Here is a 25,956-nt window from a genome sequence, read left to right as displayed (position 1 = left end):
CCTCCAGGGTCAGCATGGCCTGCTGCTCGCTCAGGTGCAGCACCTCCTGCAGCGGGTGGCTGGCCCCGGGCAGGTCGCTGGAGGCGTGCAGGATGCGCTGCACGCCCTGGGTGAGCAGCGCGTCGGCCTCGCGCAGGTTGTGCAGCGCCTGGCCCGAGGCCTGCGCGTCCGGTGGGCTGCTCATGGCCGCCCCCCGCCCTGCAGCCGGTGCAGGATGCCGTCGATCTTGGCCTTGAGCGCGTCGGCCGGGAAGGGCTTGACGATGTAGCCGTTGACCCCCGCCTGCGCGGCCGCCAGGATGTTCTCCTTCTTCGCCTCGGCCGTGACCATCAGCACCGGCAGGCCGCGGATGCCGGGGTCCTCGCTGGCGCGGATCTCGCGCAGCAGGTCGATGCCCTGCATGTTGGGCATGTTCCAGTCGGTCACCACGAACTCGATGCCTCCGGCCTGGATGCGCTTGAGGGCCTGCACCCCGTCCTCGGCCTCGTCGATCGTGCCCGTCACGTGCCCGGTCTGCATGAGCAGGCCGCGCACGATGCGCCGCATGGTCGGGAAATCATCAACAACCAGGAATTTCAAGGAATGCTCCGGCAGGCTGAAACAGTTCGGGGCCCGCGCATGAATTGACGGCACGGACGGCGCCAACTTGAATCCTTGTGTTGCCGAGCGCGGGGCGCGGGGCGCCCCGGCACGCGCCGCGAGCCCGACCTGCAATTGTGCTCCGGCGTTGCGGCGACGCACCACGCGGGCATCCCCCATGTCGCAAGAATGCCGCAAGGACGCGGCGCGGCCGGACGCCGCCGCGTCACGTTCGGGACCTGGGGTCCGCGCTGCCGGTACCATCGTGATTGGATAGCCTGTTTCCTGACCATGATCGGAGCCGAATTCACGGGATTCGCGCATCCGGCACGCACACTCGCATGCACTCCCCATGTTTCTCCTGATCGGATATGTGCTGTCGCTGGCGGCGATCTTTGGCGGATACATCGCCGAGGGCGGTCACGCCGGCGCCCTGTTCCAGCCCTACGAATTGCTGATGATCGGCGGCGGCGCCTTCGGCGCCTTCTTCGCGTCGACCTTTCCCAAGTCTTTCAAGGCCACGCTCAAGGCCCTGCCCACGGCGATGAAGGGCTCGACCTATTCGAAGGCGGCCTACCTGGAGCTGCTGTCGCTGCTCAACGAGCTGTTCACGCGCATGCGCCAGAACGGGCTGATGGCCATCGAAGGCGACGTGGAAGAGCCCCACAACAGCGAGATCTTCAAGAAGTACCCCCATATCGTGGCCGACCACCACGTGCTGGAGTTCATCACCGACTACCTGCGCCTGATGATCGGCGGCAATCTCGGCGTCATGGAGATGGAAAATCTGATGGACGTCAATATCGAGACCCATCACCGCGAAGCCGAGATTCCCGTGCACGCGATGAGCCGCACGGCCGACAGCATGCCGGCCTTCGGCATCGTGGCGGCGGTGATGGGCGTGGTGCACACCATGGCCTCGGTGACCCAGCCGCCGTCCGTGCTGGGCGAACTGGTGGGCGCGGCGCTGGTAGGCACCTTCCTCGGTATCCTGATCGGCTACGCCATCCTGGCGCCGGTGGCGGCGCGCATGGAGGACCGTGCGCACGAAGCGACCAAGATGCTCGAATGCATCAAGGTGGCGCTGCTGGCCACCATGAACGCCTATCCGCCGCAGGTGGCGGTGGAGTTCGCGCGCAAGGTGCTGTTCACGAACGAGCGCCCCAGCTTCACCGAGCTGGAAAGCCACCTGCGCGACGCCAAGGGGAAATAAGCCATGGCCGACGGCAAGGCGCAGCCGATCGTCATCAAGAAGGTCAAGAAGGTCGTCGCCGGCGGGCACGGCGCGGCCTGGAAAATCGCCTACGCCGACTTCGTCACGGCGATGATGGCCTTTTTCCTGCTCATGTGGCTGCTGGGGTCGTCCACGAAGGCGCAGCTCGAGGGCATCGCCAAGTATTTCCAGCAACCGCTGAAGGTCGCGCTGGAAGGCGGCCCCGGCGCGGGCTCGGCCACTTCGGTGATCCACGGCGGCGGAACCGACCTCACGCGCACCGTGGGCCAGGTGCGCAACGGGGCCACGCCGGGCCAGACGGTGCGCCCGAACGCCACCACCACGGTGGTGGTGCGCCAGGAGCAGATCGACCGCGCGAACCTGGAGGCGCTGAAAAAGGCCCTGGACGAGCAGATCCGCATCAATCCGCAACTCAGCGCCTTCCGCAACCAGCTGCTGATCGACATCACCCGCGACGGCCTGCGCATCCAGGTGGTCGACAGCGACAAGCGGCCCATGTTCGGGCTGGGCGGCGCGCAGTTGCAGACCTACGCGCAGGCGATCTTCCACGATATCGCGCCGACCCTCAACAGCCTGCCCAACTCGATCAGCATCACCGGGCATACCGACGCGCTGAACTACCAGAACCAGGGCAAGGGCTACAGCAACTACAATCTGTCCGCGGACCGCGCCAACGCGGTGCGCCAGGTGCTGGTGCAGTCCGGCCTGGACGAGAACAAGGTGTTGCGCGTGGTGGGCATGGGATCGGCGGCGCCCTTCGACCCGGCGAACCCGAATTCGCCGCTCAACCGGCGCGTGAGCATCCTGGTGCTGACCAAGGCCGCGAGCGCGCGCATCCTGAAGGAACAGGGCGCCGAGCAGACGGCGGCGACGGCCGGCGAGGCAAATTCCCAGCTCGGGGGCGCCAGCCAGCCGGGCGCGGCCTCCGCGCCGGCTCCGGCCGCCCCGGCGGCGGCGGGGAAGCCGCCCGGCGCGGCCACGGCCGCGAAGGCGCCCGGGCCCGGCGTGGTGGCGGGGCCGCCGCCGTTGCATATCGGTCCGGCATTGCTTCCGCAAGGGGCTTTGCCCAAGAAACACTCGGAACCGTGAAATTCTTGGCTCAAGTTCTCGCTCTGCGTGCCGTAACACCATCCAGCAGGAGAGAATCTGGCGATCATGAACCCGATCCAGCAGACCTACACCCCGACCACAGGCGATAGCGCGCAGCGCGTCGAGCTGCCGGCACAGCAGGTGCAGGGCGGTCGCAGCCCGGCGTCTTCGCAGGGACCGGCCGCTTCGGGTGCCGGCGCGGGGGATACGGTGTCCATTTCCGAGTCCGCGCGCCAGTTGCTGCAAACGGGCGCCCCGCAGGGGGCATCGGCCTCGTCGCAGCGCCTGGGTGCGCTGCGTCAAGCCATCGCCTCGGGCAGCTACACGGTCGACCCGCGCCAGATCGCGCAGGGCTTGCTGCGCGACAGCCGCGCGCTCGCGCAGGCCGGCGCAGGCTCCTCCGGCGGCGGAGCCTGAAGCCGGGCGCGATGGCATCCCTGCCGCCGGATCCCGCGGGGCCCGAAGGGGCCGGCGCGCTGTTGCCCTTGCTGCTGGAGCAGCTGGGTGAACTGCTGCAAAGCGAACTCGACGCGCTGGTGCACACGCATGACCCCGCGCGCATCGAGCAGCTGGCTGCCCGCAAGAGCGAGCTGTGCGCGCGCATCGACGGTCTGCAGCGCGAACTCCCCGAGCAGGACCCGGCGCAGGCCGGGCGCCTGCGCGAACTGACGCTCGCGGTGGCGCGGGCGAATCAGCGCAACGGGGCCGTCGTGGCCGCCCTGATCCGCAACACCCAGGGCGCGCTGGACATCCTGCGCTCCATCCCGGCGGGCGAGTCGGCCGCCGTCTACGGCCCGCGGGGCCAGACCCTGGGCGCCGGCAAGGCCAAGCCCCTGGGCAGCGCCTGAGCGCGGCGGGGCGCATCTCCGGACATGCTCATTCTCAGCCGTCGCAGCGGGGAGGCCATCCGCATCGGCACGGACATCCGCATCGTGGTGGTGCAGCTCGGCGGCGGCAAGGTGCGCCTGGGCATCGATGGTCCGCGCGACCTGCGCATCCTGCGCGAGGAGCTCTACGAGATGGTGGCCGGCCTGAACCAGCAGGCGCAGGCGGCCGATCCCGAGGCGCTGGAACGGTGGCTGGAGCAGCCGCCGCAGGCTCCCGAGGAGCCCACCTGATGGCCGTGTACGCGACCCGGCTGGGCCTGGTGGAGGTCGCCGATTCGCAACGCTGGAGTTGCTCGCTGCCGCTGGCGGGCTTCGAGGAGTTGCGCGAGTTCGTGCTGATGCACGTTCCGGCGCAGGGCCCCTTCCTGTGGCTGCAGTCGCTGGAGGTGCCCGAGCTGGCCTTCGTGCTGTGCGACGCAGCCTGTTTCGGCCTGCGCTACGCGGCCGGCGCCGAATACGAACCGGAGCACCTGCTGGCGCCGCCTTGCGTGCTGGTCATGCTGCCGGGGCGGGCGGGCGAAACCCTGCGCGTGCACCGTCAGGCGCCGGTGCTGTTCGACGTGCACGCCGGCACGCTGCGCCAGCAGGTGTTCGAGCCCGAGCACATCCACGGCGACGGCGCCTGGGTGGGGCCGGGCGCCTGCGCCGCGGTGAACCCGGCGTGGGCCGAACGCATCATTTCCGTGCAGCCGCTGCAGTCCGGGGGCGAGGGCGCCTAGGCGCCGCCCGGCCCCGGGGGTTCACAGCCTGCCGTCGCGCAGCAGTTCGCGGTCGCGCCGCTGCACGTAGCGCTGCAGCAGGCGCTGCTGGGGCATGGACAGTTGCTCCAGGGCCAGGCCGATCAGGCGTGTGCCCGATTCCCCCGAAGGGCTGCGCGGCGCGCGTACGAAACGCAATTGCGCGGCGCATTCGATGAGCTCGCCTTCGAGCCGGAATTGCAGGTGCTCGATCCATTCGTGGGCGGCCAGTTCGAAGTCGCCCGGCGCGGCGCAGCGCACACGCATGCCGCTGGCGCTGAGGTCCAGGCACTCGGCCTGCAGGCCGCGCGCGCCGCGGCGCGAGAGTTCCAGCTCCGAGACGTCGCCGGGGCGGGCGGGAACGCGATAGTTGGCGCGGCGCTGCAACTGGTACAGCGCGTGCGGCCAGTCCAGGCGCAAGGCGCCGTAGCCTTCCCAATCCTGCGCCCGGTCCAGGCGGCAGCGCAGGCCGACGAACATGCCGCCAGCGCGGCCCAGGCACAGCAGCTCCTCGCCCGGCTGCGGCGCCGCGCCGCGCGGCGGGTTGAGCTCGTCGATGACCAGGTAGCGCGCATCGGCGTCCACATGCAGCAGCATGGACATGTGCTCGACATCGTCCCCGGGCACGATCACGCCCAGGAATTCGCGTGCGCGCTGCAGGCGATCGAGGGTCTGGTGGGCGCGCGCGGCGACGCGGAAGCCGTCCTGGAACAGGGTATGGACGATGGCTCGCATGCGTTGTCGGAGGCTTGACGGGCGCCCGCCGCGGGGCAGGTGGGCGGGCGCCTCAGAGCCCGAGGTTCTCCGCCCAGGCCAGGGCTTCCAGGTGGGCCAGGGCCACCGCGCGCTGGCTCAGGCCCAGCAGGCCGGCATGCTCGTCGATCTCGTCCCAGTCCTCGCGCTCGCAGGCCAGCACGATGCGCAGGTAGGGGCCGAAGGGGCCCTGGCGGTCACGCAGCGCCTGCATCACCGGTTCGGCCAGCGAGATCTCCTGCAGCGCGCGCTCCAGCGGCACCCCGAGCATGGCGTCGAGCATGGAAAACACCCCCACCACGAAGGCGTTGTCGCAGTCGGCCGGGGACATCTGCCCCTGGGCCAGCAGTTCGAGCATGCGCCCGCGGGTGATCGCCACGCGCGCCTGGCTGGACGCCGCGCTGCTGCCGGGGGTGATGGCCAGCAGCAGCACCAGCCAGCGCAGCAGCTTCTTGTAGCCCAGGATCACCACCGCGTGGCGGAAGGAGGTGATCTCGGTCATCAGGCCGAAGCCCGAGGAATTGATGTAGCGCAGCAGCTTGAAGGACAGCGTCGGGTCCTGCTTGAGCACCTCCTCGATGGCAGGCACCTCGGCGTGCTTGTTGACCAGGTCGATGAGCCGCAGGACCGTCGTGTAGGCGGGGTTGACCACCTTCGCGCTGACCGTCTGCGGGCGCGCGAAGTAGTAGCCCTGGAACAGGTGCAGGCCGGCGTCGAAGTATTCCTGGAACTTCTCCTGGGTCTCGACCTTCTCGGCCAGGATCTGCAGCTTGGGCAAGGCGCCCAGGCGCTTGACCAGCATGGGCAGCACCCCGGCCGGCAGGGCCTGCACGTCGATCTGCACGTAGCTCAGCAGCGGCAGCCAGGCCGCGTAGGGGGCCGTCAGCGCGTGCACGCCCGCGGCCAGCCGGAATCCCTTGTCGCGCAGCGATTGCATCGCCGCCGCGGCCTCGGCGATCAGCTCGGCGTTGTCGCCCGCGGCGCGCGGCAGCTCCAGCACGATGCGCTCGGGGAAGACGATTTCCAGGTGTTCCGCGCCCAGGTCCGCCAGGCGCACGTTGATGAAGGCCAGCTTGTCGCCGAACAGGTTCTCCGAGGAAATACTCGACAGCGCGTGGAACAGCAGCGCGGTGTCCGAGGCACGGGTGTGCTGGGACGGAGCCTGCGTGCTGGTGGCGCTTTCGCGCGCCAGCAGCTCGTAGCCGATGAGGTGCTGCTGGCGATCCAGGATCGGCTGGCGCGCGATGTGCGCGTAGTTCTCGCCGGACGCGGCATCGCTGCCCGTGGGCGCGGGAGTCGTAGTGGATTCCATCGGGGATTGCTGGCTGGACAAGCGGCTCGTACGGCGGGTGCGCCGTGCCACCGGATGCTAGCAGGCCCCGGCTGCGCGACCCGCGCATCCGCAGGCAAGCGCCTCAGCGCGTCCAGGCGCGCAGCCAGGTGTCCAGGTGGTCCTCGAGCATCCAGTCGGCCAGCACCTTGGCGCGCAGCGCATCGCCCTGGGCGCGCAAGGCCCTGGGGTCGCCCACCGCGTCGTGGATCGCGCGCATCCAGTCGCGGAATCGGTTGGGAACGCGCACGACCGGGAAGTCGCCCTGGTAGGGCGTGATGTCCGAGCAGATCACCGGATAGCCGAGCACGCCGTACTCCAGCAGGCGCAGGTGGCTCTTGGCCTCGTTGAAGGCGTTGTGCTCCAGCGGAGCCACCGCCAGGTCCAGGTCCAGCTCGGCCAGCTTGGGCGCGTACTGGTCCAGCGGGATGCCCGGGTGGAACTCGCGCACCACGTCCTTGAGCTCCGGGGGGCACAGGCCGAAGAACACCCAGTCCACCAGCGGCGCGCTCTCGCGCACCACGTCGACGATGAGTTCCAGATCGCCGCTGTGGCCGACCCCGCCGGCCCAGCCCACGCGCAGGCGCTTGCGCTCGGCACGGGCCGGGCGCAACTCGCCCCAGCGGGCGCGCTCCACGTAGTTGGGGCACACCACCACTTCGTCGCTGAAGCCGGCGTAGGCCTTGGCCAGCGGCTCGGTGGCCACCACCAGCCGGTTGCACAGCCCGGCGGCCTTGCGGAAGCGCTTGGCGATGTCCTTGTGGATGTGCGCGCGGTGCACGCTCTTGACCGGCAGGTTGGTGATCAGGTCGTCGATCTCGAACACGCGGAACGCGCGCAGCAGGCGCGCATTGCGCTCCAGCGCCTCGATCTGCGGCCACTCCATCTGGCGTTGCACCACCAGGCTGTCGGCGTCGATGCGCTGCATCTCCGCCGGCTGGAACAGGCGCATGGTCTCCCAGCCCTGGGCCAGTCCGGCGCGGTTGAGCGCGCGCATTGGCGAGATGATGCGGTACTCGCCGCAGCCCTCGCGGTCCGCGGGGTGCACCAGGATGCGCGGGCGCGGGCGCCACGCCGGGTCCCAGGCCAGCGGTGCCTGGTCGTCGAGCTGGAACTCGGTGCTGGCCAGGCTGAGGTGGGTGTTGTAGGCGGGGTCGCGCGCCAGCAGCGGCAGCCACTTGTCGTACATGGCGTCGCGCTCGGCGGCGAAGCGCTTCTGCTTGGCCTCGTCGGGCTTTTGCTCGACCTGGCCCTTCTGGCTGGCCGAGCCCTCGTGCATCAGCAGCGCGTAGGGCGTGAACACCACCTTCAGCCCGGCACCGCGCACGCGCAGGCACAGGTCGATGTCGTTGTAGGACACTTTGAAGGCCTTCTCGTCCAGGCCCCCGAGCTGCTCGTACAGGCTCTTGCGCACCAGCAGGCAGGCGCCGGTGACGGCGCTGAGGTCCTGCACCAGCTGGGCGCGGCCGAAGTAGCCGCGATCTTCCGGGGCGCGCCCGAGGAAGGGGTGCTCGGCCGGGCCGCGCACGCCCAGGATCACGCCGGCGTGCTGGATCTTTCCGTCCGGGAACAGCAGCTTGGCGCCCACCGCGCCGACGTCGGGGCGCACGGCATGGGCCATCATCTCCTCGAGCCAGTCCTCGTGCAGCGCCGCGGTGTCGTTGTTGAGCAGCAGCAGGTACTCGCCGCGCGCGGCGCGCGCGGCCAGGTTGTTCATGGCGGAGAAGTTGAATTCTCCGGGGGCCCGGATCACCCGCAGGCGCCCGCCGAGCTCGGCCTCGCGCGACTCCACCGTGGCCAGGTAGCGCATGGCGTCGTCGGCGCCGCTGTCGTTGTCGATGATCAGGATCTCATAGGCCGGGTAGCGGGTCTTCTCGATCACCGATTCGATGCAACGCTGCAGCATCGGCAACTGGTCGCGCGTGGGAATCAGGATCGACACCAGCGGGCGCGGCTCGGGCAGGGGCCAGCGCACGCGGTACGAGGGCGGGAAGGGCCCGCCCTGGACCTGCGCGGCGATGCCCAGGCGGTCGAAGTGGGCCTGCAGCACCTGCTGCCCCATGGCCAGGATCTCGGGCACGCTCTTGCGCGTGTGGCCCGATCCCGTGCGCCGGTGGTAGAGCACCTCCGGGATGTGGCCGATGGCCTCTTCGGCCAGGCCGGCCGCGTGCAGGCGTTCCCAGGCCCGCAGCACGAGGTCGTAGTCCTCGGCTCCCTCGCATTCGGGGTCGAAGCCGCCCAGCGCCTCGAACAGGTCGCGGCGCACCAGCATCAGGCCGCCGATGTAGGGCAGGCTGCGCAGGTAGTCCAGGTTGAAGTCGGGCTTGCAGTGCGGGTTGAGGTGCTGGCCGTCGGCGCCGAGCCCGTCCTCGTCCGTGTACAGCAGCTGCCACTGCGGGTGCAGGCGCAGCGCATGCTGGATGCGGAACAGCGCGTCGGGGGCGATCATGTCCTCGGCGTCGATCAGGCCGAGCCAGGAATCGCCGCTGTCGAGCAGGGCGCGGTCGGCGGCCTGGATGGACGCGGCGGCTCCGCCGGCCCCGTCGATGCGCAGCAGGCGCAGCGGCCTGCCGGTGGGCCATTGCCCGGCCACCGCCTGCTGCGTGGTCTGGCCGGACATGTCCGCGCGCGACGCGATCATGGCCAGCGCCACGCCGGGCGTGTCCGCCGGCTCCCAGGCCTTGCAGGTCTCCTGCGCCCAGGCGAACTCCTGGGGCGACAGCCGGTGCTGCGGCAGCCAGGGAAGCAGCGGCGGGCGCGGTGGCGCGGCCTGTGCCGGCGCGCCGGGCACCTGGGGGGGCTGGGCGCTCGCCAGCTGGGGCAGATGCGCGACGTTGCAGGCGCTGCGGTAGGGCAGCTCGCGCACGGCGGCCTGCGTGGCGTCGACGAAGGCGCGCAGCTGCTCCTCGAAGCGGGCGAAATTGTCCAGGTAGCGCTCGCGCACGCGGTGCACGCTGCGGCGCGCGCGCTCGATCAGCTCCGGCTCGGCACCCCAGGCCCAGCCGTCGTCGCCCAGCTCATCCGAGTGGAAGGATTGCTGGAAGTGGGGGTTGGGCAGGAACACCACCGGGCAGCCGCAGAGCATGGCCTCCAGCGCCAGCGACGAGGGTTCGTAGCAGTACAGCAATTCCGAGCGCTGGAACAGCTCCACCAGTTCCGCCTGGGTCTGCATCGGCTTTTCCGGATTGCGGATGCCGCCCAGGTTGCTGATGATCTCCACGCTGTCCTTGCTGATGTCGAACAGCTTGCCGCCGTGGATGTGCTGGTACTTGCCGGCGTACAAGCAGGTGCCCGAGCGCTGCTCGCGCGCCGGAGGCTGGAACAGGTTGGGATCGGAGGCCGGCAGGTACAGGGTCTGGCGAATGCCCGGCACCATGCGGCCGAGGCCGGCGGTGTAGGACATGCAGTACTCGCTCGCCGGGAAGCTGGCATCGCCGCCCAGCGCGCCGGGAGTGTTGAGCACGTAGCGCGCGACGAAGGGTGCCTGGAAGGGGTTGCCGCGCAGGGTCTCGGGGTACACGAACACCGGGGTGCGGCCGGCCCGGAAGTCCTGTTCGAGACGCCAGCGCGTCAGCAGCGGCGTGACCAGGTCCGGGTGCACGCCGGTCTCCGGCTGCGGCAGCGGGGGCAGCACCAGGAAGGCCTGCTCGCCGATGCGGTTGAGCGCATGGCACAGGGTGTGCATGACCCGGATGCCCGCCGAGGTGCGGGAATAGGCGGGCGCGAAGACGTAGTACGGATGGCGGTGTCGTGCGAGCGCGATGCTGTCGAAGGTCATGGACGGAATCGGTTCGTGAAAGGGGGAGGGCATCGCCTCGGGTCAGTCCCAGGATTTCCAGGGAGCCTTGCCGCTGCGCCACAGGTCTTCCAGCAGGTTCTTGTCGCGCAGGGTGTCCATCGGGTGCCAGAAGCCTTCGTGCCGGTACGCCATGAGTTCGCCGTCGCGCGCCAGCCCGGCCAGGGGTTCCTGCTCCCAGGCCGTGGCGTCGCCGGCGATGTAGTCGAACACGCGCGGGCTGAGCACGAAAAAGCCGCCGTTGATGGTGCCGCCGTCGCCCTTGGGCTTTTCCGTGAAACTGCTCACCCGCTGGCCCTCCAGTTCCAGCGCGCCGAAGCGGCCGGGCGGGTAGGTGGCGGTCAGCGTGGCGGCCTTGCCGTGCGCGCGGTGGAAGGCGATGGTGGCACCGATGTCCACGTCGCTGAGGCCGTCGCCGTAGGTGAAACAGAAGTCGGACTGGTCCGCCAGGTGCTCGGCCGCGCGCAGCAAGCGCCCGCCGGTCATGGAGTCCTCGCCCGTGTCGAGCAGGGTGACGCGCCAGGGTTCGGCGCGCCGGTTGTGCACGTGCATGGAGTTGCTGCGCATGTCCAGCGTAACGTCGGACATGTGCAGGAAATAATTGGCGAAATATTCCTTGATCACGTAGCCCTTATAGCCGCAGCAGATCACGAAGTCGTGGATGCCGTGGGCGGAATAGGACTTCATGATGTGCCAGAGGATCGGCTTGCCCCCGATCTCCACCATCGGCTTGGGGCGCAACTGGGTTTCCTCGCTCAGCCGGGTGCCCAGGCCGCCGGCCAGTATCACTGCTTTCATCGGGGAACTCCTGGAGTCGCGGCCTTGCCGGCCGGGCAGCGGCGCGCGTGGGTCATGCGGGGATTCCAGCGTACAACAGCAGCATCCAGGCCAGCGCGCGCAGCAGGCGCAGGTTCGCGCGCAGCGAGGAGCCGAAGCGCGGGGCGTCGAGACGCTCGCGTGTGCGGATCGGAACCTGGACGACGCGGCCGCGGCGCCGCAGGCAGCGTGCCAGCAATTCGCAGCCGACCATGCGGTGGCTGTCAAAGGGTTGTTTGGGATCGAAGGCGCCGAGCTGGTAGCCCTTGAGCCCGGAGAAGGGGTCGGAGATGTCCCAGAGCAGGCGCCCGCACACCGCAGCGACGTGCTCGGCCAGGCGCTGGCGCCGGTCGCGCACGCCGACCACCACGTCGGCGCCCCCGAGCAGGCCTTCGCAGACCGCGGCCACCGCCTCGCGCGGATGCTGGCCGTCGGCGTCCAGGGTCACGCAATAGCGCGCCCCCAGCGTCCGTGCGGCCTCGAACCCGGCGCTCAGCGAAGCCTCGTAGCCGCGGTTGGCCGGTGCGCGCAGCACCTGGGCGCCGGCCTGCTCGGCGCGTTGCGCGGTGGCGTCGCTCGAGGCGTCGTCGACCACGATCACCTGCCCGAATTCCCGCGCCCAGCCCACCACCTCGGCGATGGTCGCGGCCTCGTTGAATGCGGGAATCACCAGGGCCACCTCGGGCCGCGCCCGCGCCTGGCTCATCGCAGGTGGCGCTGGCGCAGCGCTTCGCCGGCCTGCACCGGCTGGGCCACCAAGCGGCCCACGAGCTGCGCCGCCTGCGCGGGCGTGAAGGCGTCGGCGGGGCAGGGGCGCAGGGCCACCAGGTCCTGTTCGCGCAGGGTGTGTCCCGGCTCCAGCGCCTGCGCCGCGCACAGCGAGCGGCGCTGGATCACCACGGTCTGGCGTTCGTTGGGCTCGACGCGCTTGATGCCGGCGCCCAGCGCGCGTTCCAGTTCGCGCGTGCGCTCGACCATGTCCCTCCAGTCGCGCGGGGTCATGGAGAAGCGATGGTCGGGGCCCTCGCGCCCGTTGTCGTCGGTGAAGTGTTTCTCGACGGCCTTGGCGCCCAGCGCCACCGCGCCCAGCACCGCGGCGTGGCCCGGCGTGTGGTCGCTCAGGCCGAGCACCGCGCCGGGGAACATCTCGCGGTACGTGGCCAGCACGCGCAGATGCAGATGGTCGAAGTTCTCGATGCTGCCGGTGTAGTTGGTGTTGCATTGCATCACGCACACCTCCGGGTGAATGCGCGCGATCGCCTCCACCGCCTGGGCCACCTCGTCCAGGGTCGACGCCCCGGTGGCCAGGAACACCGGCTTGCGCTTGCCGGCGATGTACTCGAGCATGGCCGTCCAGGTGATGTCGCCCGAGCCGATCTTGTAGGCGTTGAGAAAGCCGTCCACGGCATCGACCAGGTCGAAGGCATAGGGGCTGGTCATGAACTCGATGCCGCAGGCCTCGCAGGCGGCCTTGAGCTCGCGCGTCCACTCCAGGTTCAACGACGCTTCCTCGTACACCTGGTACACGCTCTTTTTCCACGTGGCCTGGTGGCTCAGGCCGGAGCGCATGGCGGCGAACTCGAAGTCGCTGATGATCGTGGACGCCGCGAAATGCTGGAACTTCGCGGCGTCCGCGCCGGCCTCGGCGGCCAGCCGGATCAGGTCCTTCGCGCGCTCCAGGTCGCCGTCGTGGTTGGCCGCGATGTCGGCGATGAAGTACACGGGGGAGCCTTCCCCCACCTCGCGGGACCCGATGCGAAAACTGCGCCGATAGTCAATGGGCGGCGGGGTATTCATGCTCGATCTCCTCGTGGATGTCGGGAACCTGCCAGGCAAGGGCGTCGGCCAGGCGCGCCGATCGCATGCGCATGTCCCTGGGGCGCGGCGCGCGCAGCGCGAGCCGCTCGATGCTGCGCGGCTCCAGGCGCGCGCCGCTCAGGCCCAGGTGCCGGCACAGCAGCGCGGCGAAATCGGCCTTGGACAGGCCTTGCTGCGCCGAGCCCGCGTTGAACAGCCCGGCCACGCGCCGCAGCAGCAGCGCCTCGATGGTGCGCGACAGGGTGTGCAGGCCCAGGGGCGAGAACAGCACGTCGTCGAACACCGGCACCGTGGCGCCCTTGGCCACCTCGCCCAGGATCCAGTCGGACAGGCTGGCGCGCGCCGGCGTGGGGCTGCGCCCGAAGAAATTGGTGCGCAGCACGCAGCCGCCGCGCTCCAGCACCGGAAACTCGCCGTGGTACTTGGTCAGCGCGTACACGTTGAGGGGATGGAAATCCTCCTCCGGGTGCGGGCCGGCGGTGCCGTAGAGCTGGTCGGTGGAAACGTGCAGCAGGAAGCTGCCGGGGACGCGCCCGAGCAGGCGGCTGAGCATCTCGGGAACCTGCGCGTTGAGCAGGCTGGCCAGCGCCAGGTCGTCCTCGCAGGCGTCCACCTGCGTCAAGGCGATGAGGTTGACCACGCCCTGCGGCCTGGCCTCGTCGATGGCATGGGCGAACTGGGCCTCCAGGCCGCGCGCGTCGCCCGCCGCGCCGGGCTGGCGGCGAAAGGCGATCACCTCGTGGCCGGAGCGCGCGAGATGCGGAAGCAGGAAGGAGCCCAGCAGTCCCGAGGCGCCGAACACGAGAATGCGCATGACGGCGGCTCAGAGACTTTCGGCCAGCGAGGGCAGCCACTCGACGATGCGCGCGCGCGTGGCGGCGTCGAGCCTGGGCGTCATGTCGGCCAGCGTGGGCGAGATGAAGCGCCCGTTCTCCACGCGCGACACCAGCCGGGGCTCGCGCAGCTGGCCCGGGTCCAGCATGCACTCCACCAGGCGAGGCGCCGGCGAGCGCCGGTGCAGATCGACGAGGGCGTCCACCTGTTCGGGGCGGTCCACGCGGTGGTAGTCCAGGCCGAAGGCCGGAGCGACCTTGTGCAACTGCGGCATGTGCAGCCCGGAGGCGGAGTCGCAGCCGAACACCGACTCGGCGAAGAAGTTGCGCTGGGTGGTGCGGATGGACACGTAACCGTCGTTGTTGAACACCACGATGCACAGCGGGAGCTTCTGGCCCGCCACCACCGCGAGTTCCTGCAGGTTCAGCATCAGGCTGCCGTCGCCGGTGAGCAGGTACAGCCCGCCCGCGGGGTCGCGCGCGTGCGCGGCGCCGATCGCGGCCGGCAGGTCCCACCCCATGGGGCCGAGATTGCGGCTGACCAGGATGCGCTGGTCGCGCCCCACCTCGAAGGCATTGAACACGGAGTGCGCGTCCAGCGAGATGCCCAGCACCACGGTGCTGGCCGGCGGCAGGCACTGCGACAGGCGCCGCGTGATGTCGTAGGCCGAGGCGAAGCCTTCGCCCACGGTGGTGCGCAGGCCGCGCTCGTGATCCGGGCCGAGCAGGGCCTTCAGGCGCGGCAGCACGCGGCGCCACTCCTCGATGTCCAGGGCTTCGCGCAGGCCCTCGAGCAGCGCGCGGCAGGCTCCCAGGGCGTCGGCCTCGACGGGGTGCAGCGAGGAAGCCTGGAAGCGCAGGAACTCGCCGGGATCCACGTTGACCATGTAGATCTCGCGTCCCCGGGTCCAGGCCTCGACGTTGAATCCGGTGACGCTCTGGTCGACGCTGGAGCCCAGCACGACGATGCAATCGGCGGCCTGCATGGCCAGGTTGGCCGCGCGTTGCGAGGTGGGGCCGACGCAGCCCACCGACAGGGGATCGGAGGCGTCCTGCAGGTCCACCGCGCCGATGGTCACGCAGTAGGGCAGGCCGGCGGTGCGCACGAGTTCGCGCACGGCCTCGCGCGCGCCCCCCAGGCGGATGCCAGCGCCCAGCACCAGCAGGGGACGCCGCGCCCGGCGCAGCGCTTCCAGCACGGGCGCCAGCCGCGGTGCCAGGTCACGGCCCTCGGGCGCGGGGCTCGCCGGCGCGGGCGCCTGCAGGTCCCCGGCCGCGTGCTGCACGCCCTGCGCGTCCAGCGGCAGGGCGATGCACACGGGCCCCGGGCGTCCCTGCGTGGCGACGCGCACCAGGCGGTCCACCGCGGCGATGATCTGCGCGGCGGACATGCCGGGCTCGACGTACAGGTATTCCTTCACCAGGGGCGACAGCAGGCGGCCCTGGTCGACCTCCTGCGGAGCGCTGTAGCGCTGGCGCCCGAAGTCGGCGCGGATGGTGCTGCGCACGTCGCCCACCAGCAGCACCATGGGCACCGAATCCATGTAGGCGTCGGCCAGGCCGGTGATGAGGTTGGTGACCCCCGGCCCGGCGGTGGCGAACACCAGCGCGGGCCGGTTCTCCATCTTGCCGAAGGCTTCGGCGGCGATCGCGGCGGCCTGCTCGTGATGCGTGAACACGTGGCGCAGGCGGGTGCACTTGCGCAGCGCGTCGGTGATGAACATGATCGCCCCGCCGACCACGCCGAAGGAATGCGTGACGCCCAGGTCGGCCAGGCGTTCGACGATCAATTCAGAGGTGGTGGGCATGGGGCGGGGGGCTGGTCTGCGGGGCGAGCGCCGCGTCGAGGGAGGCGGCGAGCTCGCGCCCGGGGAGGAAATCGTGGTCGCAGACGTAATCGCCCACGCACCACGAGTCGGACACGCCGACGCGGTAGCGCAGGGCGGGATGGCCCGCGGCCAGCGGCAGGCGCGCCACGTCGTCCAGGCAGAAGCAGCCGTCGACCAGCGGGCCCCGCACCGCGGCCGGGTGCGGCTCGCGCAGGAAGCCCGACAGGGCTTGCGCTACCGTCGCCTCGTCCACCCAGAAGCGGCGGCTGAAGGGGTCGTGGATCACGGTCTGCTCCTGCGCCCGCACGCGTTCGGCCAGGATGCGCGCCCAGGCCGCGGCCTGCCGGGCGTGGGTGATCGGCCCCACGAGGGTGAAGATCGAGGGCAGGAAGCCCGGGCAGCGCAGGCGCTCGTACAGCTCCATCTGGCGCAGCTTGGTCTCGCGGTAGGCCAGCATGTGCGGATGCTCGGCGCGGATGCGCTGCGCCGGCAGGTGGGCGATGCCGGAGCTGAAACCGATGGCGCGCCCCAGCAGCGAGGCGCGGTCCAGTTGCTCGCACAGCTCGGCCTTGTCCGCCTCGTGCCGCTGCAGGGCCTCGGTGCCGCGGTGGTCGACCGAGGCGTCCACGAATACCCAGGGCTCGGAGTCCGCCTGCGCGGCGAGTTCGCTCCGCTCCACCCGGGACATCGCCTGCCCGCCTCCCACGCGGCGCAGGAACGACCCGTCGCGCTGGTGCTCCAGGCAGATGGCGTCCGGATCCAGGCCCGCGAGCACTTCGCGGCAGAGGGTGCCCAGGCGTCCTCGGGCGCCGAACATCAGCAGCTTCACGACGGATCGGCGGCGTAGGCCTGGATCAGCGTGCGCAACTGCTCGGGTCCGAGCCAGTCGGTGTTGGTGCCCGAACAGTACTCGGTGGACAGCGAGGTGTTCTTCAGGTAGCCGGCCGCCTCGATGTCCCGTTGTACGTACTTGTTGAGAATGCCGTCCGGCGGGAGGATCGCGAAGCCGCCTTCCCAGTCGTAGGTGGCGGCGATGTCGGAGGAGGTGATCATGATCTCGTGCACCTTCTCGCCGGGCCGGATGCCGATGAATCGGATGTCCTTGGAGGGGTCGATGGCCGCGCAGATGTCGACCACCTTGTACGAGGGCAGCCGGGGCACGAAGATCTCGCCGCCGCGCATCTGGCGGTGGCACTGCCAGACGAACTCGACGCCCTGGCGCAGCGTGAGGGAAAAGCGGGTCATCTGGGCGTCGGTGACCGGGAAGGCGTCCCACTTGGCGTGGTTGTTCAGGAACACCGGGACGATCGAGCCCCGGCTTCCGAACACGTTGCCGTAGCGCACCACCGAGAAGCGCGTGGCATCGCCGCCGACGAAATTGTTGGCGGCCACGAACAGCTTGTCGCTGCACAGCTTGGTGGCGCCGTACAGGTTGACCGGACCTGCCGCCTTGTCGGTGCTCAGCGCGATGACCTTCGGCACGCGGCAGTGCAGCGCCGCCTCCAGCACGTTCTGCGCGCCGAACACGTTGGTCTTGATCGCCTCGATGGGGTTGTACTCGGCCGCCACCACCTGCTTGAGCGCGGCCGCGTGCACCACCAGGTCGACCGAGTTGAAGGCGTGCTTGAGCCGGTCCGGGTCGCGCACGTCGCCGAGGAAATAGCGCATGCGCGGCGCCTGCGCGGCGAACTCGGGCGAGGACTGCATCTCGAATTGCTTGAGTTCGTCGCGCGACAGGATGATCAGGCGCTCGACACCGGTGTTCTCGAGCAGGAAGCGTGCGAAGGCCTTGCCGAAACTTCCCGTGCCGCCCGTGATCAGCACGGACCGGGGCTCATGTGGCATGGCGGCGAGTGCGGCGTTGGCGGGCATGAGGGTGTCGTGGAATGGGTGCGCCGGATGAACAGGGCCGCGCTGCGCGCCACCTTCGCGCGCCGGCGCCGCGTGCGGGCCCCGGGGGCAAGGCGATCGCCGCGCGGGCGATCAAAGATATTTGAACAGACTCAGGCCCTGCAACTGCGAGAACGCGCTCTCCGAGGCCTGAAGCGCGGTCAGGCTCTGTTCGTACTGGGAGATGGTCTGCGGATAGTTGATGCTGGCGATGGTGGTCTGCTGGGTCTGCAATTGCAGGGTCACGCTGGAATTCTGCGTCTGCACGGCCTGCACCTGCTGCAGCCGGCTGCCGATCGCCGACTGCGTGCCCAGCAGCACCGTCTGCGCCTGGTCCAGGCTGGCCACCGCGTCGGAGATGGCCTGCGCGCGGCGCGCGCCGGACCCGCTGGCGGGTCCGCTGCCGCTGAAGGCCTGCTGCAGGTCCAGGAAGGTCGCGAACAGGCTCTGCGGCCTGGAGCCGGCGATGGTGAAGCTGTCGCCCGCGGCCGGCGCGCCGAGGATCGGCACCTCGATGGCCGGACTGGCTCCGGGCGGCAGCCCGATGCTCATGCCGGAGCTGAAGCTGCCGCTGGAGACCACGCCCGAGGCGCCGAAGGAGGCGCCGCTGCCGCTGCTCACCGTGTAGACCAGCCCGCTGCCGCTGGGGGCCGCGCTGAAGCTGATCTGGTATTCGGTACCGCCGACGGTCAGCAACTGCTGGGCCAGCGAGCTGTTGTTCACGGTGCCCGGGCCGGCGGTGGCGCCGCCCGTGTTGGAGCCGCTGGCCGACACGCTGAAGCTGCCGTTGCCGCCGGGAATGTCCATGAACACGGCGCTGCCCGGATCCCCGGTCGCCGTGCTCAGGCTGGGGCCCAGGGCCAGCTGGTTCTGGGCGCCGTCGCCCTGGTAGAGCACCTGGCCGCCCGATTGCAGCACGAAGGGCTGGGTCTGGGACTGGCTGCCGGCGAACACGTAGTTGCCCTGGCCGTCCTGGGTGTTGCCGTACTGCACCAGTTGCTGCAGATAGCCCTGCATGGTCGTCGCGGCGTTGTGCAACTGCTGAGCATCGACGGTGCCGTTGTTCATCTGCAGCGCCAGTTGGCGCACCTGCTGCACCAGCGTGCCCACGCTTTGCAGCGTGGAGCTCTCCAGCTGCAGCGACTGCTGCGCGTTGCTGCCGTTCTGGCTGAACCCGGCCAGTTGTCCGATCTGCGCCGTCAGGGAAATGTTCTGCGCCACCGCCACGGGCTGGGCCGAGGGATTGACCAGGGCGTTGCCCGTGGACAACTGCTGGCTCAGGGTGTTCAGCAGGTTCTGCTGCTGCAGGATGCCGCTGAGGCTGGCGCCGTAGAACTGGCTGCTGCTGATGATTTGCATCGAAGGCTCCCGTGCGCGCCGCTCAGGCGGACTGCACCGCCGTGATCAGGGATTGGAACAGGCTGCCGCCGATCTGGATCGCCGTGGCCGCGGCCTGGTAGGCCTGCTGGTATTGCATCAGGCGCGCGGCTTCCTGGTCGAGGTTCACTCCCGAGACCGATTGCTGCGCGGCGGTGGCCTGCTGGGCCACCGCGGTGGCCGCGCTGAGCGCGCTCTGCGCCTGGTTGCCCTGCGAGGCCACCTGGCCCACCATCTGCGTGTAGGCGCCCTGCAGCGACAGTGTGCCGTTGCTCAGCGTGTCGGCGCTCTGCAGCGCCGCCATGCCCTGGGCATTGCCGCCGTTGCCCGGCCCTCCGGGGCTGAGGCTGAAGGCATCCCCCGACACGGCGAGGTTGCCGCTCAGGTTCACGCTCCAGTAGCCGCCCGGCGGGGTCGAGCCGTAGGCGATGTCCAGGGTCGTGCCGCTGCCGCCCAGCGACACGCTGCCGCTGGCCAGCACCGTGCTCGAGCCGGGCTGGGTGACGATGAAGCCGACGCTGGAGCCGCTGGTGCCGCCGCTGGTCAGCGTGACCTGCAGCGCCGTGGGCACGCTGACTCCGCCGACCACGATGGCGCCGGCGCTGCCCGATGCGTACTGCCCGCTGGACAGCGCGAGATTGCCCAGGTTGGAGTTCTGCAGGCTGCCCGAGACCATCTGGCCGCTGCTGCTCACGTAGGGCGAGGCCGCGGCGATGGCCTTGGGGTCGGTGAGCACCGAGCGGAAGTTCACCGCGCCCAGGCGCGTGGGCAGCACCTCGAAGTTGTTGCCCGCCGAGGCGCCGCTGACGTTGATCTGCACACCGCCGAAACTCAGCGTGGTGACGCCTCCCGAGCTGGTCTGGGTCAGGCTGGTGGCCTGGCCGGTGTTGAGGTCCGTGGCGCTCCAGTTGGTGCCGTCGAACTTGAGCCGGTAGTTGTCGCCGCTGAGCTGGTTGGCGTCGACGATGGAGCCGCTGATGGTGGCCCCGCTGGTGTTGGCGCTGTTGGCCAGCACCAGCACCGGCCCGGACGCGAACATCGGGCCGCCCAGGTTGCCGTTCATGTCCAGGCCCTGCGCCTGCTGCTGGTTCATCGACTGCGCCAGCGCGTCGGCGATGCGCCCGAGGCTGTCCTGCGCCGGTTGCAGCACCTGGCTGCGGAACTGCAGCAGGCCCCCCAGCGTGCCGCCCTGCAGGCTGGGCGACAGGATGGCGCCGTTGCTGGCGTAGGCGACCTCGGTCTGCGAGGGATCGTAGGGGTTGTTGGCGGTGGTCAGCGCATAGGACTGGCTGCCGGCCACCAGCACCTGCCCGCTGTTGGTGAACACGTTCAGCGAGTTGCCCTGCTGCAGCACGCTGACGCCGAGTTGCCCGGACAGCTGGGTGATCAGCTGGTCGCGCTGGTCGAGCAGGGTGTTCGGGTTGTTCGTGCTCGTGGTCATCGAGTTGATCTGCACGTTGAGCTGTGCGATCTGCCGGGTCAGCGAGTTGATGCTGGTGATGCTCTGTCCGATCTGCTGGTTCACCCCGCTGGACTCGCTTTGCAGCTGGGCGCCCGCGTTGCCCAGGGTCTGCGCCAGGGTCTGCGCCTGGCTGACCATGGCCTGGCGCGAGGGAATGTCGGAGGGGTTGGCGGCGACCTGGGCCACGCCGCTGGCGAAGAACTGGTTGATCGACGTACTCAGGCCCGACTGGTTGCCGCTGACCAGGTTCACCAGGGATTGCAGTTCGCTGTTCAGGGTGTTCGCGCCGCTGACGCTGGACGTGGTGCTCCACACCTGGGTCTGCACGAAGTTGCTGTAGCTGCGCGTGACCGTGGTCAGGTCGGTGCCGTTGCCCAGGTACAGGCCGCCGTAGGCGCTGGCCGGCTGCGTGCTCTGCACCACCTGCTCGCGGCTGTAGCCGGGGGTGTTGACGTTGGAAATGTTGTTGCCCGTCACCTGCAGGGCGTTGAGCGCCGCTTCCAGCCCGGTGAGGGCGTTGCTGACCAGACCGCTGACTCCCGACATCGCTCAACCCCTTCCCAGGCTGCCGCGCGCGCGGCTCGCCAGCGCCTGTCCGTAGACGGGCTCGGTGGCCCGGTGGGCCGACTTGTCGCGCGCCACGCGTAGCGCGTCGCTCCACAGCTGCAGCGTGTGCCGCAGGCCGTCGTACTCCTGGCGCAAGGCGTCGGCCTGCGCGCGCAGCTGGGCGCCGGGCTCGCCGGCGCGGCCATCGGCGCGCCGCGCCGCGAAGGGCGCCAGCCGGTCCAGCAGGGGTTGCCACAGCGGCAGCATGGCCTGCGCCGACACCTCCCCCTCCATCAGCGCGCGCCGCTTGTCGCGCAGCATGGCCTCCAGCGCGCCGAGCACGGCGAGCTCCTCGCCGTCGGGGTCCGGCCGGCTCAGGGAAGAAGGGTTCGCGCGCGTGGACATCGGGGTGGGAGTTCAACGCAAGGATGAGTGTTCAACGTCACGGCAGCGCCAGACTTGAGCCCGCCACGCCCAATCCCGAGGCCGCGAGCGCGTCGCGCATGGTCGGGCTGTCGGCCACCTGCAGCAGCTTGCGCGCATAGCCGGGGTCGGTGGCGTAGCCGGCCTGCTGAAGGCCGCGGGCGAAGGCGCCGAGGTCCTCCCCGTGGCCTCGCACCGCGGCATAGCGCGGCGATTCCAGCAGGGACGCGTAGTCGTGCACGCTGGCGGCCACGCTGCGGTAGGCGCGAAAGGCCGCTTCCCCCAGGCTGCGCACGCCGTCGGACACCTCGGAACTGAGCGTGCGCAGGCTCGCGCCCTGCCAGTGCGTTCCCGCCTTGATGCCGAACAGGTTGTTGCCGGGCGCATGGCGCCCCCAGCCGGTCTCCAGCGCGGCCTGCGCCAGGATGCCCACGGGGCTGACTCCCAGCGCCTGGGCCGCCGCGCGCGCGCTGGGCGCGATGGCGGCGATGAAGGCGCGCGCGTGGCGCTGCAGGGCCTGGGAGTCGGCCGCGTCGGCCGCATCCGCGGAGTCCGCGGCGTCGGTGCCCGCGTGGGCGCCGGCGGCGGCCGCATGCCAGGCCGGGCCCGTGTTCGGCACGGCGGCCGCGCCCGGCCCCTGCGCCGGGTCCGCGCGGCCGCGCGCGGGCAGCGCCTGCGCGGATGCCGCGGGCGTGCCGGAGGCGGGCGCCGAAGCGCTGCCGGCCACGCCGTCCCCGGCTTTTCCGGCGGCGCCGTAGCGCGCGGCCAGTTCACGGGCCAGGAAGCTGCCCAGGCCGATGCCCGAGCCCTGGCTGACCACGTCGGCCACCTGCTGGGTGAACAGGGATTCGAACAGCGGGCCGCCGCTGTCGCCGAGCAGGTCCGGGCCCAGCTTGGTGGCGTTGGCGCTTTTCATCAGCTCCTGCACCAGCAGGGCCTCGAACTGGCGGCTCACCGCGCGGATGGTCGCCGGGTCGTGCGGGTTGGATTGCGCCAGCGCCTGCAACTGGTTCAGGCCCTGGAAGGACAGGCTGTCGGTGGCCTGCGCGGCGGCGGGGTTCAGAGGCGAGCTCATCGGCGGGCCTGGAGCAGTCGAGCGGACAGGGTGGTTTCGCGCACGGTGACTCAGATCACGTCGAGCTGCGCGTGCAGCGCGCCCGCCTGTTTCATCGCCTGCACGATGGCGATCAGATCCTGCGGGGACGCGCCCACGGCGTTGAGCGCGCGCACCACGGCGTCCAGGGTCACGCCCGGGCGGAACATCAGCAGATCGGCCTTGCCGGACTTGGCCTTCACCGAGGTCTTCGGCACCACCGTGGTCTGGCCCGCGCCCAGCGGGTTGGGCTGGCTGACCTCGTACTGGGTGTTGATGCTCACCGAGAGGTTGCCGTGCGCCACCGCGCAGGCACCGAGGGTCACGTTCTGGCCCAGCACCACGGTGCCGCTGCGCGCGTCGATCACCACCTTGGCCGGCGGCTCGGAGGGGCTCACGTCCAGCGCCTGCATGCGGCCGAGGAAGGCGGTGCGCGCGCCGGGGGAACCGGGCGCCTGCACCTGGATGTTGCCGGCGTTGAGCGCCACCGCGGTGTTGGCGCCGAAGGATTCGTTGATGCGCTCGGCGATGCGCGAGGCCGTGCCGAAGCTCGGCGTGTCCAGCGCCAGGGTCAGCGTGGGGCCCTGGTCGAAGGCGTCGGGCACCTTGCGCTCCACCGTGGCGCCGTTGGCCACGGTGCCCGCGGTGAGGAAATTGACCTGGGTGCTGGTGCCGCCGGAGGAGGCGCCGTAGCCGCTGACCACGATGCTGCCCTGGGCCACCGCGTAGGTCTGGCCGTCGGCGCCTTTGAGCGGGGTCATCAGCAGCGTGCCGCCGGCCAGGCTGGAGGAGTTGCCGACCGCCGACACGGTGACGTTGATCTTCTGCCCCGGCAGCGAGAAGGCGGGCAGGTCGGCCGTGACCATCACGGCCGCCAGGTCCTTCGGCTGCAGGTTCTGCGCCACGCTGGCCGGCAGGTTGATGCCCAGGCGCTGGAACATGTTGAGCAGCGACTGGGTGGTGTAGGGCACCTGCGTGGCCTGGTCCCCGGTGCCCGACAGGCCCACCACCAGGCCGTAGCCCACCAGCTGGTTGCTGCGCACGCCCTCGATGCTGACGAGGTCGCGGATGGCCATCGCGCGTGCCGGCGCGGCCCAGGCGGCCAGTCCCGCCAGCAGGGCGGCCAGCAGCAGTGCGGGCAGGCGTGGAGTTCGGAGCGCGGACATGGAAGCTCGGGAGAACATGCGGGCAGGCCTGGGCGGCGGCGGGCTCAGAAAGGCCACAGGGAGAGGAAGAACTTGGTCAGCCACGGCACCTTCGCGGCGTCGTACACGCTGCCGTTGCCGCTGTATTCGACCCGTGCGTCGGCGATCTGCGTGCTCGTCACGGTGTTCTGCGGCGTGACGTCGGCGGCGCGCACCACGCCGACGACGCGGATGAATTCGTGGCCGCCGTTGAGCAGCACTTCCTTCTGGCCGGACAACTCCAGGTTGCCGTTGCTCATGACCTGCACGATGGTGGCCTGCAGCGTGGTGGTGAAGGTGTTGCTCTGCGTGGTGGCTCCGTTGCCGCCGAATTTCTGTGCCGAGGTCGCGCCCAGGCTGGGCGTGTAGGCCCCCAGCGAGGGCTGCACGCCGAACAGGCTGGACAGGCCGGCGCTGACCGTGTCGGACTTGGCGATGGTGGTGTTGGTGGACTTGCTGGCGTTGGCGTTCTCGGCGATCAGGATGGTGATCAGGTCGCCCACGCGGTGCGCGCGCGAGTCCTCGAACAGCGCCACGTTGGTGCCGTCCTGCCAGATGGCACCGTTGGACGGGTGCGCGTTCATCGCCTGCGGCTGCGCCGGAATGGGCAGCGGCTCCAGCGGCTGCAGCGCCATCTTGTCGCTGGGCGAGGCCGCGCAGCCGGCGAGCAGCAGGGCAGCCGCCGCCAGCAGCGGCGCGCAGGCTCTGCGCAGGAGCAGTGCCGGGGTGCTCATCAGATGTTCTGCTCCACGTACTGCAGCATCTGGTCGGAGGTCTGCACGGCCTTGCTGTTGATCTCGTAGGCGCGCTGGGTGGAGATCATGTCCACCAGCGCCGAGACCACGTTGACGTTGGACGATTCGAGGTAGTTCTGCTGCACCGCGCCAAGGCCGTTGAGCGTGGGCTGGCCCGTGTTCGGGCTGCCCGAGGAGCCGGTCTGCAGGTACAGGTTGCCGCCGATGCTCTGCAGCCCGGCCGGGTTGATGAAGCTCGCCAGCTGGATCGTGCCCACCTGCTGCGCAGCCGCCTGCCCGGGCAGGGTGACCGAGACCGTGCCGTCCTCGCCGATGGTGATGGTCTGCGCGCTGGAGGGAATGGTGATGGTCGGCTGCACGAGGTAGCCGCTGGCCGTCGTGAGCTGGCCCTGGTTGTTGAGCTGGAAGGTGCCGTCGCGCGTGTAGGCGATGGTTCCGTTGGGCTGCAGGACCTGGAAAAAGCCGGCGCCGTTGATGGCCACGTCCAGCGGGTTGCCGGTCTGCGTCAGGTTGCCCTCGGTGAACAGGCGCTCGGTCGCGATGGGCGTGACCCCGGTGCCCAGCTGCAGGCCCGAGGGGTACATGGTGGTCTGCGACGATTGCGCGCCCGGCTGGGTCAGGTTCTGGTACAGCAGGTCCTGGAACACGGTGCGCGCGCTCTTGAACCCGGTCGTGTTGACGTTGGCCAGGTTGTTCGAAATCACGTCCATGTTGGTCTGCTGGGCTTCCAGACCGGTGGCGGCGACGTACAGGGATCGGATCATGATGGCTGCGCCCCGGGGCTCAGGTGACGTTGAGCAGCTGCTGCGCCGCCTGATGGTTCTGGTCGATGTTCTGCATCAGCTTGGTCTGCATCTCGAAAGCGCGGGTGTTCTCGAGCATCTGCACCATCGCCCGCACGGGGTTGACGTTGCTGCCCTCGAGCACGCCGCTGGCCAGTTGCACCGTCGGATCCGGCTGCGCGGGGCCCTGGGTGTCGCGGAACAGGCCGTCGTTGCCGCGCTGCAATTGCGTGGCGGGCGGGTTGACCAGCTGGATGGTGCCCAGCACCACCGGGGTGCTGGGCGAGGAGCCGGCCGGAACGCCGGAGATCGTGCCGTCCACCCCGACCTGGATCGAGGTGAGCTGGGGCAGCGAGATGGGCGAGCCGGACTGGCCCAGCACCGCATGCCCGTCGCTGGTCGTCAGCACGCCACTGGGGGAAATGCGCAGGTCCCCGTTGCGGGTGTAGGCGGTGCTGCCGTCGGCCGCCTGCACGGCGATCCAGCCGGAGCCCTGCACCGCCACGTCCAGGTTGCGCCCGGTGTGGACCATCGGCCCCTGCTGGTAGTCGGTGCCCTCGCTTTGCGTGGCCACGTAGGCGTTGCTGGGCAGCGGCTCACCGTACACCGGCAGCGCGCGGAATTGCGGCGTGGCGCCGCGGTAGCCGGTGGTGCTGGCGTTGGCCAGGTTGTTGGTGACCACGTCCTGGCGTTGCAGCACGGCGCGCGCGCCGGTGGCGGCGATCCACAGGGAGTCCATCGTC

General features: G+C 70.3%; 25 protein-coding genes and 1 pseudogene. 6 read left to right on the top strand and 20 right to left on the bottom strand.

The features are described from left to right. Positions 1-184: pseudogene (locus D466_RS0112590) on the bottom strand (chemotaxis protein CheZ); the annotation flags it as partial. Beyond that, positions 181-594, bottom strand: a complete 414-nt coding sequence (locus D466_RS23360; RefSeq protein ID WP_038166189.1) for a response regulator — start codon at positions 592-594, stop codon at positions 181-183. The pseudogene D466_RS0112590 and the gene D466_RS23360, both read right to left, overlap by 4 nt. Positions 595-931: 337 nt before the next feature. Between D466_RS23360 and motA the strand changes: the two genes are divergently transcribed. From motA to fliW, 6 genes are all read left to right on the top strand, one after another. Then, on the top strand, positions 932-1,792 hold the full coding sequence (motA, locus tag D466_RS0112580) for a flagellar motor stator protein MotA (protein WP_018914072.1): 861 nt from the start codon (positions 932-934) through the stop codon (positions 1,790-1,792). A gap of 3 nt (positions 1,793-1,795) precedes the next feature. After that, on the top strand, positions 1,796-2,902 hold the full coding sequence (motB, locus tag D466_RS0112575) for a flagellar motor protein MotB (protein WP_018914071.1): 1,107 nt from the start codon (positions 1,796-1,798) through the stop codon (positions 2,900-2,902). A gap of 66 nt (positions 2,903-2,968) precedes the next feature. After that, positions 2,969-3,319, top strand: a complete 351-nt coding sequence (flgM, locus tag D466_RS21665) for a flagellar biosynthesis anti-sigma factor FlgM (RefSeq protein WP_018914070.1) — start codon at positions 2,969-2,971, stop codon at positions 3,317-3,319. 11 nt (positions 3,320-3,330) lie between these two features. Then, the gene (locus D466_RS22885; RefSeq protein WP_018914069.1) at positions 3,331-3,750 is read left to right on the top strand and encodes a flagellar protein FlgN; all 420 of its coding nucleotides are present in this window, start codon (positions 3,331-3,333) and stop codon (positions 3,748-3,750) included. A 24-nt stretch (positions 3,751-3,774) separates the two neighbouring features. Then, positions 3,775-4,020 carry a carbon storage regulator CsrA gene (gene csrA, locus D466_RS0112560; protein ID WP_018914068.1) on the top strand — a complete coding sequence of 82 codons (246 nt, stop codon included), beginning with the start codon at positions 3,775-3,777 and terminating at the stop codon, positions 4,018-4,020. Continuing rightward, a complete protein-coding gene (gene fliW / locus D466_RS0112555) occupies positions 4,020-4,508 on the top strand; it encodes a flagellar assembly protein FliW (protein ID WP_018914067.1) in 489 nt (162 codons plus the stop codon). The genes csrA and fliW overlap by 1 nt, the downstream gene beginning before the upstream one ends. 21 nt (positions 4,509-4,529) lie before the next feature. Here fliW and D466_RS22880 read toward each other — a convergent pair whose 3' ends face one another. The 18 genes from D466_RS22880 to flgF form a co-directional block, all read right to left on the bottom strand. After that, the gene (locus D466_RS22880; RefSeq protein ID WP_018914066.1) at positions 4,530-5,261 is read right to left on the bottom strand and encodes a flagellar brake protein; all 732 of its coding nucleotides are present in this window, start codon (positions 5,259-5,261) and stop codon (positions 4,530-4,532) included. A 52-nt stretch (positions 5,262-5,313) separates the two neighbouring features. Continuing rightward, positions 5,314-6,591 carry an EAL and HDOD domain-containing protein gene (locus tag D466_RS0112545; RefSeq protein ID WP_018914065.1) on the bottom strand — a complete coding sequence of 426 codons (1,278 nt, stop codon included), beginning with the start codon at positions 6,589-6,591 and terminating at the stop codon, positions 5,314-5,316. 103 nt (positions 6,592-6,694) lie between these two features. Then, complete coding sequence (locus D466_RS0112540; RefSeq protein WP_018914064.1) at positions 6,695-10,387, bottom strand: glycosyltransferase; 3,693 nt, start codon at positions 10,385-10,387, stop codon at positions 6,695-6,697. A gap of 42 nt (positions 10,388-10,429) precedes the next feature. Then, a complete protein-coding gene (gene rfbF, locus D466_RS0112535; RefSeq protein WP_018914063.1) occupies positions 10,430-11,203 on the bottom strand; it encodes a glucose-1-phosphate cytidylyltransferase in 774 nt (257 codons plus the stop codon). 52 nt (positions 11,204-11,255) lie between these two features. Then, entirely contained in the window at positions 11,256-11,927 is a 672-nt protein-coding gene (locus D466_RS22875) for a glycosyltransferase family 2 protein (protein ID WP_018914062.1), read from the bottom strand. Next, complete coding sequence (locus D466_RS0112525) at positions 11,924-13,018, bottom strand: N-acetylneuraminate synthase family protein (protein WP_018914061.1); 1,095 nt, start codon at positions 13,016-13,018, stop codon at positions 11,924-11,926. The genes D466_RS22875 and D466_RS0112525 overlap by 4 nt, the downstream gene beginning before the upstream one ends. Further along, entirely contained in the window at positions 12,996-13,853 is an 858-nt protein-coding gene (locus tag D466_RS0112520; RefSeq protein ID WP_018914060.1) for an SDR family oxidoreductase, read from the bottom strand. Before D466_RS0112520 ends, D466_RS0112525 begins: the two co-directional genes overlap by 23 nt. Positions 13,854-13,862: 9 nt before the next feature. Next, complete coding sequence (locus tag D466_RS0112515; protein WP_018914059.1) at positions 13,863-15,680, bottom strand: thiamine pyrophosphate-binding protein; 1,818 nt, start codon at positions 15,678-15,680, stop codon at positions 13,863-13,865. Continuing rightward, on the bottom strand, positions 15,664-16,530 hold the full coding sequence (locus D466_RS0112510) for a hypothetical protein (protein WP_018914058.1): 867 nt from the start codon (positions 16,528-16,530) through the stop codon (positions 15,664-15,666). The genes D466_RS0112515 and D466_RS0112510 overlap by 17 nt, the downstream gene beginning before the upstream one ends. Next, complete coding sequence (pseB, locus tag D466_RS0112505) at positions 16,527-17,546, bottom strand: UDP-N-acetylglucosamine 4,6-dehydratase (inverting) (protein WP_026285213.1); 1,020 nt, start codon at positions 17,544-17,546, stop codon at positions 16,527-16,529. Before pseB ends, D466_RS0112510 begins: the two co-directional genes overlap by 4 nt. A gap of 138 nt (positions 17,547-17,684) precedes the next feature. Further along, positions 17,685-18,950 carry a flagellar hook-associated protein FlgL gene (flgL, locus tag D466_RS0112500; protein ID WP_018914056.1) on the bottom strand — a complete coding sequence of 422 codons (1,266 nt, stop codon included), beginning with the start codon at positions 18,948-18,950 and terminating at the stop codon, positions 17,685-17,687. A 22-nt stretch (positions 18,951-18,972) separates the two neighbouring features. Next, positions 18,973-20,976: a flagellar hook-associated protein FlgK gene (flgK, locus tag D466_RS0112495; RefSeq protein ID WP_018914055.1), complete on the bottom strand. Its 2,004-nt coding sequence runs from the start codon at positions 20,974-20,976 to the stop codon at positions 18,973-18,975. 3 nt (positions 20,977-20,979) lie between these two features. Continuing rightward, complete coding sequence (locus tag D466_RS0112490) at positions 20,980-21,381, bottom strand: hypothetical protein (protein WP_018914054.1); 402 nt, start codon at positions 21,379-21,381, stop codon at positions 20,980-20,982. A gap of 37 nt (positions 21,382-21,418) precedes the next feature. Beyond that, positions 21,419-22,474 (bottom strand): flagellar assembly peptidoglycan hydrolase FlgJ, encoded by a 1,056-nt coding sequence (gene flgJ / locus D466_RS0112485; protein WP_018914053.1) that lies wholly within the window; start codon positions 22,472-22,474, stop codon positions 21,419-21,421. A gap of 50 nt (positions 22,475-22,524) precedes the next feature. Next, positions 22,525-23,658 (bottom strand): flagellar basal body P-ring protein FlgI, encoded by a 1,134-nt coding sequence (locus tag D466_RS0112480; RefSeq protein ID WP_018914052.1) that lies wholly within the window; start codon positions 23,656-23,658, stop codon positions 22,525-22,527. A gap of 44 nt (positions 23,659-23,702) precedes the next feature. Next, positions 23,703-24,410, bottom strand: a complete 708-nt coding sequence (locus tag D466_RS0112475; RefSeq protein ID WP_018914051.1) for a flagellar basal body L-ring protein FlgH — start codon at positions 24,408-24,410, stop codon at positions 23,703-23,705. Then, entirely contained in the window at positions 24,410-25,195 is a 786-nt protein-coding gene (gene flgG / locus D466_RS0112470) for a flagellar basal-body rod protein FlgG (protein WP_018914050.1), read from the bottom strand. The genes D466_RS0112475 and flgG overlap by 1 nt, the downstream gene beginning before the upstream one ends. Before the next feature lie 19 nt (positions 25,196-25,214). Beyond that, positions 25,215-25,952 carry a flagellar basal-body rod protein FlgF gene (flgF, locus tag D466_RS0112465; RefSeq protein ID WP_018914049.1) on the bottom strand — a complete coding sequence of 246 codons (738 nt, stop codon included), beginning with the start codon at positions 25,950-25,952 and terminating at the stop codon, positions 25,215-25,217. Between the last annotated feature and the right edge of the window lie 4 nt (positions 25,953-25,956).

Source organism: Thiomonas sp. FB-6 (assembly GCF_000377645.1).
Classification (GTDB): Bacteria; Pseudomonadota; Gammaproteobacteria; order Burkholderiales; family Burkholderiaceae_C; genus Thiomonas_A.
The sequence above is the reverse complement of the archived record's forward strand: the minus strand, read 5'-3'. Positions and strand labels throughout refer to the sequence as shown.